Origin of the sequence: Roseivirga misakiensis (assembly GCF_001747105.1) — a bacterium.
Classification (GTDB): domain Bacteria; phylum Bacteroidota; class Bacteroidia; order Cytophagales; family Cyclobacteriaceae; genus Roseivirga; species Roseivirga misakiensis.
Genome location: NZ_MDGQ01000003.1, coordinates 339,580 through 358,542 on the forward strand (window position 1 = coordinate 339,580; position 18,963 = coordinate 358,542).

The following is an 18,963-nucleotide window of genomic DNA, read 5'->3' on the forward strand; positions in this document are numbered from 1 at the left end:
ATTTTTGACTTCAAAATAATTTCTATGGGTCTTTTAGACGGAAAAACAGCTTTAGTAACAGGTGCCTCAAAAGGCATTGGAAAAGCCATAGCAACAGCCTATGCTCAGCAGGGTGCCAATGTTGCTTTTACCTACCTTTCAAGTGTTGAAAGAGGGCAAGCATTAGAAACTGAGTTAGCACAGTTTGGAACCAAAATCAAGGGTTTCCGATCAAATGCAGCTGAATTTGCAGCAGCAGAGCAATTAGTGGCCGACGTAGTAGCTGAGTTTGGCTCTTTAGACGTTATCGTAAACAATGCTGGAATTACTAAGGACAACCTCTTAATGAGAATGACAGAGGAAATGTGGGACGACGTAATCAACGTCAACCTTAAGTCTTGTTTCAATACTGTAAAAGCAGCCACTAGAACTATGATGAAACAGCGTGCTGGATCTATCATTAACATTACGTCTGTAGTAGGGATAAAAGGTAATGCTGGTCAAGCCAATTATGCGGCTTCTAAAGCGGGTATCATAGGATTTACTAAATCTGTAGCATTGGAACTAGGTTCTAGAGGAATTCGCTCAAACGCGGTGGCTCCTGGATTCATTGAAACAGAAATGACCGATGCACTTGATGAAAAAACCGTACAAGGCTGGAGAGATGCTATCCCTTTAAAAAGAGGTGGAGCGCCAGAAGATGTGGCAAATGCCTGCGTTTTCTTAGCTTCGGACATGTCGACATACATGACTGGCCAAACTTTAGTCGTGGACGGCGGAATGCTTACTTAAGCCACTCATAAAATTCATTTACAAATTTTGAATCGGTTAATGACCTCTTTACGTTCTAAAGCGTTATAATGTCATTATCCGGTTTTTAATTACTTTTCTTCGCATTGTACGGCCTTCCCAATATTCTTTCTAAGCTTACCTTACAAACAGAGTTATCTACTTGGCTAATTCCGTTATGCTTGGTCGTCGGGGCAGGCATGACCTACCTACTGTACAGTAAAAAGGCACCTTGGTCAAAACAAATCAATAGACTGCTCTCGGCCTTCAGATTTATACTTATTTCCCTGATCTGTTTTCTACTTCTAGGGCCTTTATTAAATCAGATCGACTTTTTTGACGAAAAACCAATTGTTGTGCTTGCTGTTGATGATTCAGCTTCAGTGACGGATGCGTATGATTCTGCCTACTTTTTAGATGTTAAATCTCGCTTGTCATCTATGTATTCCGCTTTGAGCCGGGCCGATCTGGAAGTAAAAATTCGGGGCATAGATCGCTATTATGACAATGTAGAATCAATTGCTTTTGATCAACAAAAAACCAACCTACACGGAATTCTCAAAGGAATTAGACAGGACTTTGAGCAGCAAAATTTAGTCGGGACGATGCTCGTTAGCGACGGTATTCATAATTACGGTAGTACCCCTCAGTTCCTAACGCTCAACTACCCTGTTTATAGTGTTGGCATTGGTGATACTATACCAGCGCAAGATTTGAGTATTAAGCGGTTGAACTATAACAAAGTAGTTTATCAAGGGAATAAATTCCCATTGGTCGTAGACGTTTTCAATAATGGATATGTAGGCGAAAATATTACGGTTGAAGTTAGGAAAAGGGGTAGTTTGGTAGCGAGCAAGGCCTTAAACCTAAAGGGCGATCAGCAAATCAATAGCTTTGAATTTATTCTAGACACTGAGGTATTAGGAGTAGAAACTTACAGTGTAACCGTTGTACCTAAAGAGAATGAAAGCACTGAAACGAACAACTCAAGGCGTGCTTTTATCGAAACAGTTGATAGTAAGCAAAAAATACTTATCGCCGCGGCTGCCCCGCACCCTGATGTAAAGGCGCTTAAAGGCCTGATTGAAGAAAAAGAAGGTACGGAGGTTCAGATTTATCTTTCCGGTATAACTGAAGAGGTTCCTGAGGGGCCCTTCGATTTGATTATTATGCACAAACTTCCTGGCATTACTGATCTTCCTGATTGGCTAAACAGGTGGCTTGAAGAAACCAATTCATGGTATATAACAGGTACGGGGTCACTGTCTCCGGTAAATGCAAAGAACCCAGTAATCAGCTACCAAAGTTTCGGTCAGTCAGATTTAGTTGGTGCCAACTTGAATCCGAATTTTGAGCTATTCGAAATTGACGAGGTTTTACTGAGTCGAGCTGCCGACTACCCTCCGCTAAGAGCACCTTATGGAGAGTTTACCCTGAAAAACAATGTCAATATTTATCTCTATCAGAAAATAGGCAGTATTCAAACCAATAGACCATTACTAAGTATTTATAATGGCGACGAACGTAAATCGGCCGTTCTTTCGGGCAGTGGCATTTGGAAATGGAAACTACAAGAAAGTGGCCTACATGAAAAACCAGACTTATTCAATGAAATCTTCGGCAAGCTCATTCAATATCTTGCAACAAAGGATGACAAGCGAAACTTTAGAGTAGGCACCACGGCCGAAAGTTATTTCGAAAGTGAATCTGTGGAGTTTAATAGTGAAGTTTATAATGAGCTTTTCGAAAAGGTGTACGATTACAATATCGACCTTAGACTTACCGATGCCGATAACCAAACGGTTGAATACAATTATGTAAACTCTCCTGCCGAAAACTTTAAAATTAACGGTCTAGCCCCAGGTGTTTACAACTACACGGCTTCTACAAGTCTGGCTGGCAAAAGAGAGGAAGCGTCTGGGACGTTTGCCGTGCAAAAGCTGGCACTAGAAGACATTGACTTAACGGCAAACTTTCAACTACTCAGAAATATTTCTAACAACTCTGGTGGAAAGTTTTACGAGTTATCCAATTCGGAAGAAGTAGTACAAGAAGTATTAGATTTGAATGCTAAACCAGTGGTCCGATCCAACGAACGACTTAACCCAATAGTTCACAACCCTTGGATTTTGCTTTTGCTAGGCCTGCTAGTGTCAATAGAGTGGTTTATGCGTAAATATAACGGCAGTTATTAATATCATTTGGGAAATTCGCCCCGTTTGAGGATAATTTTTTCATATAATTCGTCAACTTTAAACTAACTATTTAGTTTATTTGTGTATGCGACTTAAAGTATCCCTTTTTCTGTGCCTTTGTTTGCTCATAAGCTCATGTAGCATGACAGCTACCCGTGAAGAAGCCGATGAATTTATGAAGTCTGGTGACTATGAGGCAGCCTTAGCCGCTTATGATCGGGTGATAAAGCTTAAGCCTGAAGATAAGTACGCTTTATCTAATCGGGCGCTTTGTAACGAAAAGCTCGAGAACTATGAAGATGCCTACACGGACTACGCTAAGTTAATTCAAATGAAGTTCAACACTAGAAAAGCTTACTTAGGTCGGGCTAGGTGTTCGTTTGAAATGGAGAATTATGAAGGAGCCGTGTTTGATACCAACATTATTCTGAAAGCCGATCCAGAAAATCTTGATGCCAGTGCCTTGCGTGGCAGAGCATTCGTAAAACTTGGCCAGGCCAATGATGCGATAACAGATTTAAGTCGAGTTTTAAATCAAAGACCAGACGACGTTCAACTCCTTGTGAGCAGAGGTGTGGCTTGGGTAAGAGGTGGTGCAGCTACCTCTGGTATTAAGGATTTTGACAGAGCCTTAAAAATTCAGCCCAACCTTCCCGTAGCTAACTTTAACAAGGGTGTGGTTTTTTATCTATATGAAAATTGGGATGCAGCGATTGAATACTTAGATATTGCCATCAAGCAAAACCCAGAATACTCAGAAGCATACACGAGGCGAGGAATGGCGAAGCTTGAGTCTTCTTTTCACCGTACCTCCGGTGCTTGTGCAGATTTTAAAAAATCTAAAGAAATAGATGACGAAGATGAGCTAACGCTAGCGCTCATTAAGAATTACTGCAAATAAATTACTCCTCTATTGACTTATCAATAGTCTCAATAATTGATCTAACGCTAACCAAAGCACTGTCGAAAGTGGCTTTTGTTGCATTCTTGTAGATTAAGCCCCACTGTACTATATGCTTAAATTCATCTTTATCGATTGACTTTACAAGTTCGCGTTGATCTTGGGGTGAAAGGGAAGCAAAATTCAAGTTTAATGCGAATGGAAAATTATTGATCGTATAATTTATCAATTTGTTTTTCACATGATCACCATCAATCGAAGACCACTCCGCAATGTTGGCATAGGACGCTTCATAAAGACCGATAATATCTTTAGCCAATTCATCATTAGCTATAATATGAGTATTACCCAGGCTCTTCATTTCTTCATAAGTTATGCTTTGTGGGTTGAATGGTACGTAACTCAAAAGCGTAACGGTATTAAGGTTTAAAGAGTCTATGGGGACGGTATTCGGGTCAGTGGTAATGATTTTTTGAGCTGCCTCAATTTGCCGATCCATTAAATCGACTCCAAATTTCAAAACAGTACTATCTCTGGCTAAATCAGCTTTGAAACTCGAAAGTAATAATTTCTCCTGTTTTTCCTCTTTTTTACTTTGTCTATAATCGTTTAAAGCAAATGAGACGGTAATTCCGATGATTAAGATGAGCAGCTCAGCAAGAAAATAGCGGAGATTTCTAGAAGATTTATTCGTTTTCATATCGCTTAGAATAGCTAAACCTAAAAAAGAATTTTGACACTTTATATGTTTTTAGCGGTATTAAAAAGAGGCGAATTTTCAACTAATTTAGCTATAAATCATTTTTTCTATGGAATCAAATATCGCCATTCAAGAAGAATGGAGCATTTTTAGGAAAATAGGGTTCAGATTTATTTACCTATTTTTTGCTCTTATAATCTTACCATTCCCTTTTACAACACCCTTGTACTTATTGGATAGTTACTGGTTGGGTCAAGCCTTTGCCGATTTCTGGTCGTGGACAACACAGTTTGTAGGATCCAATATTTTAGGGATTGAAGGATTCTCAAATCCCGTTACTGGAAGTGGAGACAAAACTTACGATTGGGTACAAAAATTAAGTGTTTTAGGCATCTCGGTTATCGGCACTATTATATGGTCAGCCGTTGATAAAAGGCGTAAAAATTACTATCGCGTTTGGCGCTGGTTCGTCTTACTGGTTGTCTTTTACCTAGTATACTATATGTTTTTCTATGGGTTTATAAAAGTCTACTGGTTACAAATGCCCGCTCCTAGAATCGATAGATTATTGAAGACATATGGCCAATCTTCACCAATGGGACTTTTATGGACTTTTATGGGTGCCTCTAAGACATACTCTGTTTATGCAGGACTTAGTGAAGTAATCGCTGGCACTCTCCTCCTCTTCAGAAGAACTCGTACACTAGGCGGCATGGTCACATTCGGTGTAATGTTTAATGTATTCATGCTAAACCTGGCCTATGATGTGCCCGTGAAATTGTTTTCCGCGCAGCTGATGATCATGGGACTCTACATAGCAATGATTGATCGAAAAGCGATTTTTGGCTTATTACTCTTCCAGAAGGCTGTAAATCCAACGCCATGGCCACCCATGTTCAAAACGCCTGTTAAGAATTATATCCTATTGCTCATCCAAGGTCTATTAGTTTTCCAATTTGTTCAAAGCAATGTAAAAAGAGGCGTAAATGGTCGAACATCATACGGTGAATTGAGGCCAAAATCGGCGCTATACGGCTTGTATGATGTAGAGGACTTTATTAAAAATGGTGATACTATTCCTCCTCTGCTGACCGATAAAGAAAGGTGGCAGCGTGTTATTTTCGACGCACCAGGGAGTACAAGAGCAATATTCATGAACGACCGCAGTAGATATTTCAATAGTAAAATAGACACCGTCGCATCCACTGTTACATTTACGATCGGGAGGGATTCTTTAAGTAAAGATTATCTGATGGAATATAGAAAAGTCGCTGATGGTTTAGTGATGGAGGGCATATTGGAACAAGACACACTACGACTAAAATTAAAGACCTATGACCTAAAGAAATTCTATTTAACCAATAGAGATTTTCATTGGGTCAGTGAGCGTCCATGGCACGTTTACGATACTTTACCAAAGCCTAATTGGTAAAAGGAAGTCATGAACTGGGTATTAAAAAACCGACTCATATGAGTCGGTTTTTATTTTTTTAACATTTGTTAATTATATTCGTCTTTATATTTTAAACAATAGTTAATTAAATGAGCGAACAATCACTCGGGTCACTTGAAGAAACCATATTGGTCATCGTTTTGATGAAGGAGAAATGTCATGGTGTTGAAATAGCTAAAGTCTATGAAGCCCATGTAAAACAGAGCATCTCCTTACCAGCCATTCATATTGTACTCAAAAGGCTAGAAAAGAAAGGCATGGTGACCTCTTCTTTTGGAGAACCTACTCCCGAACGTGGTGGCAAAAGAAAAAAATACTATCGGGGTACCACTAGTGGCTACAGAATAGCCAACGAATTACAGGAGAGAAGATCACAGATGTGGTCTTTAGTACCAAAAACGTCACTACAGTATGGCATCCTATAAGAGTCCCCCAAGGTGGGCACTTCAACTATTGCAATATGTCTGCCCTTCCGATTTGGTCGAGGAAGTGGAAGGCGATCTCTATGAGGCATATCAATGGCGTATCTCAGAAAAAGGTCACACTTACGCCAAAAGAAAATACATTTTCGAAGTATTCAGGTGTCTTCGATACACCAGAATAAAAGTCCAAACTCAAAACAACAACATTATGCTATTTCAAAATTACTTTAAAACCGGTTTTAGGTTTTTATGGAAAACAAGAGGCTATTCTAGTCTCAACATCCTTGGGCTTGCCCTTGGTATTGCCATCTGTTGGCTGGCTTATATTTTCGTTTCCGACGAAAACTCTTTCGATGGATTTTATCCAAATGGCGATAATATCTACCGACCGACAGCCACCATGTCAAATGGTGATCAATCTCAAAGCTTTGCAGGTTCGTCTTACATAATGGGAGATGAATTTCCCAGCCAAATTCCGGAAATCATAAAAGGTACGCGCTACAAAAGTGGTTCTACCCTTCTCAAAGTTCGCGCAGATTTTCAGGCCGAAAGATTACACTACGCCGATCCCGATTTCTTCGAGATGTTTTCAGTAGATTTTCTAGCAGGAAGCGCCAATGACTTCACAGATCCATTATCAGTCGTTATGTCTAAATCTACGGCAGACCGTTTGGGCATTGGACTAAATATCGGCGAACAAGAGATTACAATTTCATCGGGGGATCAGCCTGAGCAGAAGTTAAAGGTTATCGGCGTATATAAAGATTTCCCATCAAATACCTCAATCAGACCCAACATTATATTTCCTTTTGCTCAATGGGCTGCGCAAAACGAGCGTCGTACCAAAATTTGGTTCGATATAAATATGAATAGCTTCTTTCAATTAGACCCTTCCGCTGACCCCAAAGCCGTAGCGCAAAAAATGACAGGTATCATGCCTAAAGATGAGGAGATGGGCGAAACTCAGGTTAGTTTGGGTTTACAAGCACTAACAGACATTCACTTAAACCCGACATTCGACGCCAGTAATGGTATTGAAGCCAGGGGCGACAATGAGCTAATAACTATCGTCACTATTATTGGTGTTTTTTGCCTTTTGATCGCCTGCGTAAACTACGCCAATTTTGCTGTCGGGAATTATATTGTTCGTTTAAGGGAAGTAGCCTTAAGAAAGGTTTTCGGTGCGGAAAAGCAGTCTGTATTTAAGCAGTTTGTGGTAGAAGCATTTATATCTTCATTTCTAGCCTTGGTTGTCTCTTTAGGCTTTATCGCACTTATGCTCCCTGGATTTTCAGCCTATGCGAATAAGAGTTATGCCTTCAATACCATATTAAATATCGATGTATTGCTTGGTGGTGTGGCGCTCATGCTCTTTGTAACTCTGTTTTCTGGCATCTACCCTGCAATTCTTCTTTCGCGTTATAAAACAATCAATGGCCTGAAAGGCAAATCAAAACTTGGTGGCAGGAACTATCTCTCACGTGGATTAATTACACTCCAGTTTGCTATTTCTTGCTTTCTCATTGCAGGTATGCTCACCATGAATGGCCAACTGAACTTCCTGCTTGGTCATGATTTGGGCTATTCAGGTGACAATCTTGTGAGGGTATTTAGACCAATGCCTGACGGACAAACAAAGCTGAATTTTAAAAATGAGATCAGTGCCATAGCAGGAGTTGAACACATCAGTGTCGCTTCTGGGTTTAATGGAACAAACTACAGAGATGCCGATGACAACCGTATTGATGTTAGGCACGCCCGAATTGATGCTGACTACATCAAAACCATGGGCATAGAATTATTGAGTGGTCGAGATTTCGATAACGATCGACCGAGCGATTTCACCAATGCTGCCATTGTAAACGAGGCATTTGTAAAAATGGTCGGGCTAGAAAACCCGATCGGTGAACAGATCTATTTTAATTATGGCGAATTCGACAAACCAACCATTATCGGGGTGGTCAAGAATTTTAATTTCGAGTCCTTGCGTTCAGGCATCGATCCGCTCATTATGTATATGGGAGACCAATTGATGGAATACAATACCTTCATTAAGTTTTCCGAAGTAGATCAGGATAAAATTGCTCAGATCGAGGCGATTCATGAAAAGTACTTTTCCCCATATCCATTGAGTTATGCTTTTGTGGAAGACGACATTGCCGATAGATATGCTTTAGAAGCAAGTATTAAGAAAGTAGCCCAAGTGGGTTCAATAGCCGCTATTTTTCTCTCGTGCCTTGGCTTAATGGGTTTTGTTGGCAATCAAGTCAGGCAACAAATGAAAGAAGTGAGTGTAAGGAAAGTAGTTGGTGCTAATGCCAAGCAAATTTTCTCACTTTACCTGAAAAAATACATTTGGTTGCTCACCATAGGATCGGTTACTGGATTAGCCATTGCCATATCGATCATGAACGACTGGCTAGATAACTATACTTACAAGATTGAACTTGGTTGGTCTATAGGGGCAACTGCAATTATCGGTGTTTTATCGGTCGCAGTTCTCACGGTGCTATCTCAGCTTTATCGGGCATTTAAGGCAAATCCTATCCACTATTTAAAAGAGGAGTGAAAAAATGAATAGAAAAGGCCTTTTGAGATGTAAATCATCCTAAAAGGCCTTTTACCAGTCCAAGAAAGTAGTTATATTTTGCTTTATTTTTTCAACTACTTCCATGACTACAGCCGGATACTCGGGCACTCCTCTAGCCAAAAAGCTAGGGATTAAGCATAATTTTAAGTGCCATTTTATTCACATTCCAGAATATTACTTTAACCTATTTCAAGAACTACCTGAAATAGAAGATATCGAAGCACCTACACAGGAGAGCTTAGACTTTGCCCATATATTTCTCATGTCACAAGAAGAAATGAATGAGATTGTACCAGGAGTGAAGGACTATCTAAAGAAAACAGGGACGCTATGGCTTTCTTGGCCCAAAAAAGCATCAAAACTAAAAACCGACTTGGACGGAAATGTAATCAGAACCTTTGGGTTGGATAACGGTCTAGTCGACGTAAAAGTAGCTGCGGTCGACGATATTTGGTCGGGCCTAAAGTTCATGTATCGAGTGAAGGATAGATAAACTTCCTTTGCTAATTTTGCATCATGCAAAACGATCCGGAATTAAATGGCAAATATCTCGGTACCATTACAAAAGACTTTGTTTTGGTTGCCGATACCTTAAAAGAGGCTTCCTATCAGGTCCGAAAAAGAGGCTTCTCTGATTTTCCAATTTTTCCAATATCTCAAACCTCAATTCCTTTGGGGCAATTACTGATTGGCAAAAATGAGTTAGCAACGGATTTCAATTATCACATGACCTATTTGGATGAGTTCGTTCAAAGACAATTGGTAGAAGATGAAGAAGCCTTTAAAAAAGCTTATAAAAATCCTGATGAGTTCTGCTGCCTTTTTGTAGTCGACCAGACCTTTACCAACTTTCTCTTTGTGCCGTATCCAGAAGATGAATAACCAAAGTGTGATTAAGTCGTTGTTTTAATAAACATTCATTAGATTTCCATTATATGGAGGTAGTCACCACAGAAAAAAAGGCACTAGTAAGGAATTTATTAAACAAGCTGACAGAAGTAGTTCAAGAATGCACTTGGAGAATAAATAACACATACAGTAACGGTATTGATAACACTGTTTTAGAAATTCAAATCTTCGAAAAAAAGGTGCAAACAGGTAGAATCGCCTTTCAATTAGAAGACGGTCACGTGATTAATTACAGGTATAAAGACCTAGAAAAGAGAATCCCCATCCAGATTATGGATATGCTGTTAGATATTATTGGCTACGAATTAGATAGCAATTCCTAAGCCGTAGTATTGGCAATATAATCGTCGATGTAGCGGTTAAAACGATCGATTAGTAGCATAGTATTTTCTCCTACTTCCCCGCTATCAATTTCTCTATCCCCAATTTTCACAATCGGTAAGACTTTTTTAGTGCTACTCGTGATAAAAACCTCATCAGCAGACCATAGATCTTCCAAATAAATTGGTCCTAATTGAATTTTGAAAATTTCTTGAGCACATTTCAGAACATTCTTTCTGGTAACGCCTAACAGTACACCATCATCATTAGTGTATAACTTACCTTCTTTAAAATAGTAAATATTGCTTCTCGATACCTCCGAGACCAGTCCATTTTGGTGATATAGCACATCGATATGCCCCTCCTCCTGCCAGCGCGACTGCACGGCCAATGCATTCGCATAATTGGTAGACTTGACTAAAGGGTTATCTCTTGTATACGCTTGCAACATTAAGCTTCCGCCTTTTTGGTAAAGTGTATGCGGTGGATCAGAGAACGGTGTATTAAGAATTATTATTTGAGGCTTTCCTGGGGTAAAACCATCGTTGGAAACTCCGCCAGTCACTATGACCTTAATGCTACTATATGCTAGCTGATTTTTCAGCAGTAAAGCTTGTACCACCTGCTTTATCTCCGGTATACTTAGTGGAAGGGCTAAATTTATTTGTCGAGCAGAATTTACTAACCGATCTAAATGATCTTCGATGAAAATTGGAGTATTCCCTTTTGCCTTGAAGAAGTCAAAAATGGCATACCCTCTAGTCAACCCAACATCATCAATGGAGAGTTTTACGGCCTCCTTCGGTACAAATTCACCGTTGAAGTATTGAACTAGATTAGAGTCCATTATTCGTTATCGGGGCTCAAATGATTCCACCCTTGTGCTTGCAAAGCAACATGGTTACCTTTTTTGGTGATCATCAAGTTACCTTTTTCTAGATCTTGCGAGTGACCGATAAAATGGATGTCGGCATGCTTTTCAAGCTTAGCATGATCTTCTTGCTTGATCGTAAATAGTAACTCATAATCCTCACCTCCATTCAATGCGGATGTTACTGGGTCAAGATTAAATTCAACAGCCGTTTCATAAGTCTGTCGATCTATAGGAAATTGTTCTTCGTAAACTGAAAAACCAACTCCAGATGCTTTCGACAAGTGCAGAACCTCCGAAGCTAAGCCATCAGATACGTCTATCATGGAAGTTGGTACCACACCGAGCTCTTTTAACTCATGAATCACATCCATTCTAGCCCGTGGCTTTAATTGTCGTTGAACGATATATTGATATTTATCTAGTTGTGGCTGCATGTTGGGGTTACCCAAAAAGGTTTGTTTCTCCCTTTCCAAAACTTGAAGACCAACAAATGCGCCTCCTAAATCGCCAGTAACACACAGAATGTCGTTCTTACCAGCACCACTTCTATAGGCAATATTATCTTCACTCACGGTACCATATGCCGAAACTGATATTACCAAACCGCTTCTTGAAGCCGTCGTATCTCCACCGATGATATCGACATTGTAATCTTCACAAGCCGCTCTCATCCCGGAATATAAAACCTCAATAGCCTCCACAGAAAAACGATTACTTAGCGCCAATGAAACTACAACTTGCGAAGGTTTTCCATTCATTGCCGCGATATCTGATACATTCACTGCTATCGCCTTATAGCCTAAATGCTGTAAGGGCACGTATGACAGGTCAAAATGTACCCCTTCTACCAACATATCTGTGGAAAGTAAAGCGTACTGCTCACCAGAAGAAATTACAGCAGCGTCATCTCCTATTCCCTTCACAGTACTCTCTTGTTTTGGGTTTAATTTTTCAGCCAATCGATCTATTAGACCAAATTCTCCTAGGTCCGATAATTCTGTTCTTTCTTCTGACATAATGCTATAAATTTCGCTCGGCAAAGATAATGCTTTGTTTGGTTTGAGAACCTAGGCGTGTGCATGAATGAAATTCTGACTTAATTTGTGGCAATGAAAGATAAAGTAGTCATCATCACAGGAGGTTCTTCTGGGATTGGCAAGGCATTGGCCTTAGAATTTGCAAAACTCGGTGCTAAGATTGTTATCACAGGCAGAAATGAAGCTCGGTTGACTGAAGTAAGCCAAGCTCTTGAAGCCTTGAATGCACCTAACTTGTGTTTAGCACTAGATGTCTCTTTAGAAAAGGATAATGCCACGCTGGTCGACAAGACTATTGAAAAATACGATCGTATAGATATCCTGATTAATAATGCCGGAATTTCTATGCGGGCACTGCTTGAAGAGATCGAGCTTGAGGTGTTTGAAAAAGTGATGAAAATCAATTTCAATGGCACCCTTTATGCGACCAAATATTGCTTGCCGCATATTCTAAAAAGTAAGGGAAGTATAGTCGGGATTTCTTCAATTAATGGATACCGAGGAACACCAGCCAGAACTGCCTATACAGCATCCAAGTACGCGATGAATGGCTTTTTTGAGGCACTCAGAACGGAAGTGATGCATAGAGGCGTACATGTACTCGTAGCCTGCCCTGGTTTTACAGGCACCAATATTAGAAATGCCGCATTAACGGCGGATGGTTCGGAGCAGGGAAGTTCTCCGCGTGATGAAGGCAAAATGATGACGGCCGAAGAGGTAGCCCTAGGCATTATTAAGGCCATTCGAAAAAGAAAAAGAGATATTGTATTTACTACTCAAGGTAAATTGGCCGTTTTCTTAAATAAATGGATGCCTGGCCGGATGGATAAAATAGTTTTTAATGTCTTTGCTAAAGAACCTGACTCTCCCTTTGCCAAACCATAGAAAAGGTCCTCAAGGACAGACTTAAAGTCTACCAAAAGTGCATTATACCGACAAAAATCTGCGCTTTAAAACGCTGCCAAAAGTGAAAATCAATTATCTCTAATTTGCTGGCCAATTAGTGCTAACTAATTACTAATTTCCTTGATGCAACAAATACTGAAAAGCTACCAAAGGCGACTGACGAACCTTTCAGGTAACAACAGATCATTGTTGCTTTTGCGCTTGAATAAAGAGCAATTTCTTGATGTTCATGACTTTGACCATGTCAATGGAGAGCCCTCTTGGCAAATAATAGATCAAGTGATCAGTCGAAAATCAAAAGTGAAATTGATTCCTGTATCTGATCCGCGCGATGAAAATTCAAATTTACTATCAACACGACTTAAACGTTTAAAACGTCGTGAGTCATTTATTTTTCAAGAAACCGGAGCCACCGATTTATATATTGGATGGCCATTTGTGGAAGGAAAATTCAATGATGGTACTCCTTTAAGAGCCCCGCTTTGCTTTTTTCCAGTGACACTTCAACAAGAGAACAATGACTGGCTAATTGTTCCAAAAAAAGATGTCAATATCAGTTTTAATAAGAGCCTTTTACTGGCTTTTGCTCATTATAATCAGGTTGAGCTTCTTGATGAATTGGTAGAATTCACCTTTGACGGCTACGAAAAAGACAGTACCGGCTTCAAGAATATGCTTTACGAGCAACTGAGAGATAGCCCGATCAGTTTGAGGTTTAGCAGAGAGTTTTACGCTGAAAAACTCGAGTCTTACCCCATGCAACACAAAGCGGCCTTTGAAGAGGCTAAAGAGCGGGGGGAAATTGACATTAAGATGCAGGCGGTTTTTGGAATCTTTCCACAAGCTGACTCTTATTTAGTACCAGACTATGATTTTTTAATTGATCATGTAGATGATGCAAACTTGGATGATTTTTTCGCCAAGAAGAGCTTAAATCCGATCGATGTCTCTGCAAAGGATTTTGATCCAACGAAACACTTTCTAAACAATATCGACGAGTCCGAGACTTATACTCCACTTGCCCTAGATGCTTATCAAGAAAATGCTTTAAACGCTGTAAAAAAAGGTAATTCCATTGTCGTTCAGGGCCCTCCTGGTACCGGAAAGTCACAACTGATCTGCAACTTAGCCTCAGACTTTATTGCCAGAGGAAAGAAAGTATTAATCGTCAGTCAAAAAAGGGCTGCACTAGATGTGGTTTACGATCGATTGAAATCGGTTGGTGTTCACGATTTCACCGCTTTAGTTCATGATTTTAAAGGTGATCGGAAAGCCATATACGATCAAATTGCCAACCAAATTGAGCATACACAGACTTATAAAAAGAGTAATAATAACCTTGATGCTTTACAGCTGGATAGGGCATTTAAAAAGTCTAGCTTAACTATTGAGAGCATTTCAGACGAGTTAAGCGAATACAAAACGGCACTTTTTGACGATAGCGAATGTGGAATTTCGGTTAAGGAGTTATACTTGACTTCGGACCCCAACAAAGATCACATTTCGTTAGTCCAAGAGTACAATGGCTTTCACTTCGACGAGCTCAACGACTTCTTACGGAAACTGGACCTATATTTCGATTATGCGTTGGTTGTAAATGCTGCTGATCACCCATGGGCTGAACGCACCAATTTTGGAGCATTTAAGCGAAGCGATTTAAAACAGATTCTTGATTATTTAGAGGAAATTCCTCAAGAAGCGACTCGCTTAACAGCTGCTATTTCAGAAATAGTAAGCGAGTCTGTCGATTTTGATGCTTGCCGAACTATCAGTGAAAACCTAGACAAACTAAAAGTTCTTCGATCGAAGATTAAGAATCAGCGTATTTTTGAGCTATTCAGACCGATGGTTCAATTTGGGGCTGACGATGCCAGTTTACTATGGCTAAAAAACACTCGAAACCTCATTAACACCTGCTTTGAGGGTGTCGGAATAGAGCATAGCATTCCTGCGAATGAAATAGGTGAAGTTCAACTTATTCTGAAACAGAGAAGCGATGCAAAAAACTCTTTTTTGACTTCTTTGAAATGGCGCTTTTCAAAGGAAAAGATCCGCCTCGCCAGAATTCTTGTCGCCAATGACCTTAGAGATGACAAAAACGGTCTAAAGACACTAACTGCGAAAATTGACAACAGGCTTAATCTGCAACATCAGTTAACTAAACTACGTGGCATTGGGTGGATAGACACCACGCCAAAAACTACAAACCAGCTAGAGATTAATGAATGGCTGGACGAAATGGAATTAGCCATAGAGGCAAAAGCTTTGTTTGATTCCTTCGCCAACTTTAAGGAGTTCTTCCCTTTTAAAAACTCGTCCGCAAAAATCTTCAGGACAAAATTAACTAACATAGAACTTGCGCTTAAGTCATTGCCCGTACAGCGTGCTGATTGGAATAGATACATTTTACCAAAACAGGTTGACCTTATTTTAGCTCATCAAAACTTTGGAACAGCGCTCGCTCAATCCTTAAAAAAGGACTTTGATACCCTAAAATCCCTCGACGAACTTAGAAGTTCTTTGAGTGCTCAAGCCTTATCTACTGTTGACAAGCTCTTTGATCAGGAACTTTCGGACAAAGCGTCGCTCATTCAGTTATTTGATAATAGCATACGCCTTGCTTGGATCGATCATATCGAAAACAAATACCCGATTCTGACTTCTGTTTCTACTTTAAAATTTGAAAAACTCATTGATGAATTTCAAGAAACTGTTTCAGAAAAGGCCGAAGCAAGTGCTCAAATTCTAATTCAGCGCGCAAGGGAAAAGACTTATAGTGCCCTTGAGTTTAATCGACTTAATAATCAGGTTACTTACAGGGATTTACACCATCAGGTCACTAAGAAAAAGAGAATTTGGCCCATCAGAAGGTTAATTTCAAATTTTGAGAGCGAGTTATTCAATCTTATTCCATGCTGGTTGGCTTCGCCTGAATCCGTATCGGCCATTTTCCCAATGGAGGCCTTGTTTGACTTGGTCATTTTTGACGAAGCAAGCCAGTGTTTTTCAGAAAAGGGATTACCGACCATTTTTAGAGGAAAACAACTCGTAATTGCTGGAGATAGCCAACAATTAAAGCCCAATGATCTTTATCGGGTACGTTGGGAAGATGAACAAGAGGACATCGCTTTGGAAGTCGACTCTCTTCTGGACTTGGCTAAGAATCACCTCATGGAAATATCGCTCCAAGGTCACTATCGAAGTCGTTCTCTATCTCTCATTGATTTTTCAAACCAACATTTCTATAAAGGGAAGCTTAAAGTATTACCAGACTTCAACAGGGTGACCAACCCTGAGCCCCCGATCGAGTATATCAAAGTGCCTGGTCTATGGGAAAAACAGCAAAATGAAGCCGAGGCAAATTCTGTGGTTTATCACGTAAAGTCGTGCTTGGAGGAAACGCCTGAGGAATCGATCGGTATCGTCACATTCAATGCGCAACAACAATCACTGATATTGGACAAACTGGATGAATCTGACATCAATTTGCCCAATGACTTATTCGTAAAAAACATTGAAAACGTTCAAGGTGACGAACGTGATATCATCATTTTCTCCATTGGTTATGCTCCTGATAAAAATGGGCATTTCAACGTTCAATTTGGTAGTCTCAATCAGGCCGGAGGGGAAAACCGTTTGAACGTGGCCATAAGTCGGGCTAGAGAAAAGGTAATTATCATCACTTCTATTTTACCTGAGGCTTTGAAGGTAGAAAAAACTAAAAACGATGGCCCGAAGTTGTTAAAGGCATATTTAAACTACGCCTATGCGGTATCAGAAGGGAATTTTGAGCCTCTAGTAGATGCTTCGGCCAGCTTTAAACCTAATTGGTACCTTAAAAATCAAATACAGGATTGGGGAAATGAATTGAATATCGAGGTTAAAACAGAAACTCCTTTCGCCGATGTTGAATTAGTAAAAGAGGATCGACCAATCGGTTTACTCTTCACAGATGACAATCACTTTTTCGAAAGCCTTTCTATGAAAGAGGTCTGTGTTTATCGGCCAAATCATTTGACTTCTAAAAACTGGCCTTTTCGAACCGTCCATTCACGTGAATTCTGGATAAATCAAGAAAAGGTAAAAGACAAACTAAGCAAGTTTATCGAGCGGTCAGAATAGCAGATAATGAATAGATTAGTAATCGCTGGTCTCTTCTACTCTTACCCCTATGGAATAAGTACCAGCCAATTCGGTGGTGCGCATATACTGCGCCACACTTAAGATGTAGGTGCCAGGTTTAGGGAAATTATAGTCGCTAAGAATGGTTTCTGCGTGTTGAAAAACGCTATTTCCTTTGCCAAAGGGTTTACCCGTCTTTTCATCGAACAGCTTTAGATTAATCAATTCGCTTTTGAGCGTATTACCCAGCGTATCAGCAAGGGTATACTTCATGTAACAGTTTCTAAATGGAAAATCTAAGCTATTTCTGATTTTAAAAATGATGTCTTTTGGTGCGGTATCTTCTATACTAAACTGGAAGTCTGGAATGCTGTCCATATTCCAAGTGAGTTCCTCAAAGTCGTGATCCGCCTCATAAACTCTCCCAGAGTCGCAGCCCATCATGAACAAAAGGGATACGAACAGCAAGCCGAAAATCGATTTACTCATTGCTTTTGTTGGTCTTTTTGGAACGATAACGTCTTTTCTTGTTCCTATTGCCCTTTTTAGGATGTTCTGCATTGGAGTTGCCTTGGCCGTTGCTAGGTGATACAGCTTTTGGATTATTGTTTCCGGTATTTTGCCCTTGTGGTTTATTCCTGTTTCTATTCTTATTTGGCCTTCTCTTTTTTGACTTAGTGGAAGCATCTTTTTTCTTGAACTTCTCGTCCATTCGCTTCAAGTCCTTATTGATCACATTATCAGCAATGGTCACTTCAATATGATCGACCGTTAAGGTTTCTGGACGCTCTCCGTTCTTATTGAGTTCCATAATCTCCTTAACACGGCTTGTAGAAATAGGGTGCCAGACATTTTCTCCCTCAAAACTAAACCACATCATTTTTCGGAAGATATCGGTTTTTTGCAGCTTGGCATCGCCATGTTTAATTTGCAAGCTCTTCACATTAGGGATATCCTCTAATGCATCCATATAAGTGTCTAACTCATAATTCAGACAACATTTCAACCTGCCACATTGTCCAGAGAGTTTGCTTGGGTTTAAGCTGAGGTTTTGATATCGTGCTGCCGAAGTAGAAACGCTTTTGAAGTCAGTCAACCAAGTAGAGCAGCATAACTCTCTGCCACATGAGCCTATTCCGCCCAACCTGCTGGCTTCTTGGCGCAGACTAATCTGACGCATATCAACTCTGATTTTGAATTCAGAAGCGAGAATCTTGATCAATTCTCGAAAGTCTACTCTTTGATCGGCTGAGTAATAAAAAGTAGCCTTGGTATTGTCAGCTTGAAACTCGATATCGGTGAGTTTCATGGCTAGTTTTTGTTCTAGGATAATATTTCTGGTCCTATAAAGAGCAGGTGACTCTCGTTTCCGAACCTCCTCGAACTTTTCTAAGTCTACAATGGTAGCTTTCCGGTATATCTGACGAATTTCTTGGTCATCGGCGATGGCGCGTTTTTTCATCTGCAGCCTGACTAACTCACCTTGCATTGACACGTGCCCAAGGTGATGGCCACCTTGTACATCTACTACAATCGCTTCACCAGTTACAAGGTCTAGGCCTTTAGTATTTCTGTAAAAATCCTTGCGTCCATTTTTAAAACGGACTTCAACGATATTGAATTTTTCCTGAGTAGGGCTGTCCATATTCGACAACCAGTCGAATACATTTAGTTTGTTACAACCGCCAGTAGCGCAGCCACCGTTGTTGTTACAACCTGCTGTTTTTCCTTCAACACTTACACCGCAGCTACAGCTCATTTTTCT

General features: G+C 40.1%; 16 protein-coding genes. 11 read left to right on the top strand and 5 right to left on the bottom strand.

The features are described 5' to 3' along the window. Positions 1 to 24: 24 nt before the first annotated feature. The 3 genes from fabG to BFP71_RS01825 all read left to right on the top strand — a co-directional run bounded on the left by fabG (position 25) and on the right by BFP71_RS01825 (position 3,864). Positions 25 to 771 carry a 3-oxoacyl-[acyl-carrier-protein] reductase gene (fabG, locus tag BFP71_RS01815; RefSeq protein ID WP_069834526.1) on the top strand — a complete coding sequence of 249 codons (747 nt, stop codon included), beginning with the start codon at positions 25 to 27 and terminating at the stop codon, positions 769 to 771. A gap of 197 nt (positions 772 to 968) precedes the next feature. Next, positions 969 to 2,963 carry a hypothetical protein gene (locus BFP71_RS01820; RefSeq protein ID WP_069833750.1) on the top strand — a complete coding sequence of 665 codons (1,995 nt, stop codon included), beginning with the start codon at positions 969 to 971 and terminating at the stop codon, positions 2,961 to 2,963. Between the two features lie 142 nt (positions 2,964 to 3,105). Next, positions 3,106 to 3,864: a tetratricopeptide repeat protein gene (locus tag BFP71_RS01825; RefSeq protein WP_069833751.1), complete on the top strand. Its 759-nt coding sequence runs from the start codon at positions 3,106 to 3,108 to the stop codon at positions 3,862 to 3,864. Position 3,865: 1 nt separating this feature from the next. Here the strand turns inward: BFP71_RS01825 and BFP71_RS01830 are convergent, their stop codons facing one another. After that, the gene (locus BFP71_RS01830) at positions 3,866 to 4,564 is read right to left on the bottom strand and encodes a hypothetical protein (RefSeq protein WP_069833752.1); all 699 of its coding nucleotides are present in this window, start codon (positions 4,562 to 4,564) and stop codon (positions 3,866 to 3,868) included. A gap of 109 nt (positions 4,565 to 4,673) precedes the next feature. Here BFP71_RS01830 and BFP71_RS01835 point away from each other — a divergent pair, with 109 nt between their 5' ends. The 6 genes from BFP71_RS01835 to BFP71_RS01860 all read left to right on the top strand — a co-directional run bounded on the left by BFP71_RS01835 (position 4,674) and on the right by BFP71_RS01860 (position 10,261). After that, positions 4,674 to 5,996 carry a hypothetical protein gene (locus BFP71_RS01835; RefSeq protein ID WP_069833753.1) on the top strand — a complete coding sequence of 441 codons (1,323 nt, stop codon included), beginning with the start codon at positions 4,674 to 4,676 and terminating at the stop codon, positions 5,994 to 5,996. 110 nt (positions 5,997 to 6,106) lie between these two features. Beyond that, complete coding sequence (locus tag BFP71_RS01840) at positions 6,107 to 6,442, top strand: PadR family transcriptional regulator (protein ID WP_069833754.1); 336 nt, start codon at positions 6,107 to 6,109, stop codon at positions 6,440 to 6,442. Then, positions 6,429 to 9,008 (top strand): ABC transporter permease, encoded by a 2,580-nt coding sequence (locus BFP71_RS01845; protein ID WP_069833755.1) that lies wholly within the window; start codon positions 6,429 to 6,431, stop codon positions 9,006 to 9,008. Before BFP71_RS01840 ends, BFP71_RS01845 begins: the two co-directional genes overlap by 14 nt. Before the next feature lie 103 nt (positions 9,009 to 9,111). Beyond that, positions 9,112 to 9,522, top strand: coding sequence for a DUF3052 domain-containing protein (locus tag BFP71_RS01850; RefSeq protein WP_069833756.1), 411 nt, complete (start codon positions 9,112 to 9,114; stop codon positions 9,520 to 9,522). 23 nt (positions 9,523 to 9,545) lie between these two features. Then, positions 9,546 to 9,911 carry a hypothetical protein gene (locus BFP71_RS01855; protein ID WP_069833757.1) on the top strand — a complete coding sequence of 122 codons (366 nt, stop codon included), beginning with the start codon at positions 9,546 to 9,548 and terminating at the stop codon, positions 9,909 to 9,911. A 53-nt stretch (positions 9,912 to 9,964) separates the two neighbouring features. Beyond that, the gene (locus tag BFP71_RS01860) at positions 9,965 to 10,261 is read left to right on the top strand and encodes a hypothetical protein (RefSeq protein ID WP_069833758.1); all 297 of its coding nucleotides are present in this window, start codon (positions 9,965 to 9,967) and stop codon (positions 10,259 to 10,261) included. Here BFP71_RS01860 and BFP71_RS01865 read toward each other — a convergent pair. Continuing rightward, a complete protein-coding gene (locus tag BFP71_RS01865; RefSeq protein ID WP_069833759.1) occupies positions 10,258 to 11,106 on the bottom strand; it encodes an aminotransferase class IV in 849 nt (282 codons plus the stop codon). The genes BFP71_RS01860 and BFP71_RS01865 overlap by 4 nt on opposite strands. Next, positions 11,106 to 12,149, bottom strand: a complete 1,044-nt coding sequence (gene thiL, locus BFP71_RS01870; RefSeq protein WP_069833760.1) for a thiamine-phosphate kinase — start codon at positions 12,147 to 12,149, stop codon at positions 11,106 to 11,108. The genes BFP71_RS01865 and thiL overlap by 1 nt, the downstream gene beginning before the upstream one ends. Before the next feature lie 87 nt (positions 12,150 to 12,236). On the opposite strand from thiL, the gene BFP71_RS01875 reads away from it, so the two are divergent. Beyond that, a complete protein-coding gene (locus tag BFP71_RS01875; RefSeq protein WP_069833761.1) occupies positions 12,237 to 13,055 on the top strand; it encodes an SDR family oxidoreductase in 819 nt (272 codons plus the stop codon). A 144-nt stretch (positions 13,056 to 13,199) separates the two neighbouring features. Continuing rightward, the gene (locus tag BFP71_RS01880) at positions 13,200 to 17,198 is read left to right on the top strand and encodes an AAA domain-containing protein (RefSeq protein ID WP_069833762.1); all 3,999 of its coding nucleotides are present in this window, start codon (positions 13,200 to 13,202) and stop codon (positions 17,196 to 17,198) included. A gap of 15 nt (positions 17,199 to 17,213) precedes the next feature. Here the strand turns inward: BFP71_RS01880 and BFP71_RS01885 are convergent, their stop codons facing one another. Both BFP71_RS01885 and BFP71_RS01890 read right to left on the bottom strand, forming a co-directional pair. Continuing rightward, complete coding sequence (locus tag BFP71_RS01885; protein ID WP_069833763.1) at positions 17,214 to 17,687, bottom strand: gliding motility lipoprotein GldH; 474 nt, start codon at positions 17,685 to 17,687, stop codon at positions 17,214 to 17,216. Next, positions 17,680 to 18,957, bottom strand: coding sequence for a PSP1 domain-containing protein (locus tag BFP71_RS01890; RefSeq protein ID WP_069833764.1), 1,278 nt, complete (start codon positions 18,955 to 18,957; stop codon positions 17,680 to 17,682). The genes BFP71_RS01885 and BFP71_RS01890 overlap by 8 nt, the downstream gene beginning before the upstream one ends. Positions 18,958 to 18,963 lie beyond the last annotated feature (6 nt).

Bases quoted from the DNA above. Each gene is read 5' to 3' on its own strand.
- BFP71_RS01885 (WP_069833763.1), bottom strand. From the start codon at position 17,687: ATGAGTAAATCGATTTTCGGCTTGCTGTTCGTATCCCTTTTGTTCATG.
- BFP71_RS01855 (WP_069833757.1), top strand. From the start codon at position 9,546: ATGCAAAACGATCCGGAATTAAATGGCAAATATCTCGGTACCATTACA.
- BFP71_RS01835 (WP_069833753.1), top strand. From the start codon at position 4,674: ATGGAATCAAATATCGCCATTCAAGAAGAATGGAGCATTTTTAGGAAA.
- BFP71_RS01840 (WP_069833754.1), top strand. From the start codon at position 6,107: ATGAGCGAACAATCACTCGGGTCACTTGAAGAAACCATATTGGTCATC.
- BFP71_RS01850 (WP_069833756.1), top strand. From the start codon at position 9,112: ATGACTACAGCCGGATACTCGGGCACTCCTCTAGCCAAAAAGCTAGGG.
- BFP71_RS01820 (WP_069833750.1), top strand. From the start codon at position 969: ATGACCTACCTACTGTACAGTAAAAAGGCACCTTGGTCAAAACAAATC.
- BFP71_RS01830 (WP_069833752.1), bottom strand. From the start codon at position 4,564: ATGAAAACGAATAAATCTTCTAGAAATCTCCGCTATTTTCTTGCTGAG.
- thiL (WP_069833760.1), bottom strand. From the start codon at position 12,149: ATGTCAGAAGAAAGAACAGAATTATCGGACCTAGGAGAATTTGGTCTA.
- fabG (WP_069834526.1), top strand. From the start codon at position 25: ATGGGTCTTTTAGACGGAAAAACAGCTTTAGTAACAGGTGCCTCAAAA.
- BFP71_RS01845 (WP_069833755.1), top strand. From the start codon at position 6,429: ATGGCATCCTATAAGAGTCCCCCAAGGTGGGCACTTCAACTATTGCAA.
- BFP71_RS01890 (WP_069833764.1), bottom strand. From the start codon at position 18,957: ATGAGCTGTAGCTGCGGTGTAAGTGTTGAAGGAAAAACAGCAGGTTGT.
- BFP71_RS01880 (WP_069833762.1), top strand. From the start codon at position 13,200: ATGCAACAAATACTGAAAAGCTACCAAAGGCGACTGACGAACCTTTCA.
- BFP71_RS01825 (WP_069833751.1), top strand. From the start codon at position 3,106: ATGACAGCTACCCGTGAAGAAGCCGATGAATTTATGAAGTCTGGTGAC.
- BFP71_RS01860 (WP_069833758.1), top strand. From the start codon at position 9,965: ATGGAGGTAGTCACCACAGAAAAAAAGGCACTAGTAAGGAATTTATTA.
- BFP71_RS01865 (WP_069833759.1), bottom strand. From the start codon at position 11,106: ATGGACTCTAATCTAGTTCAATACTTCAACGGTGAATTTGTACCGAAG.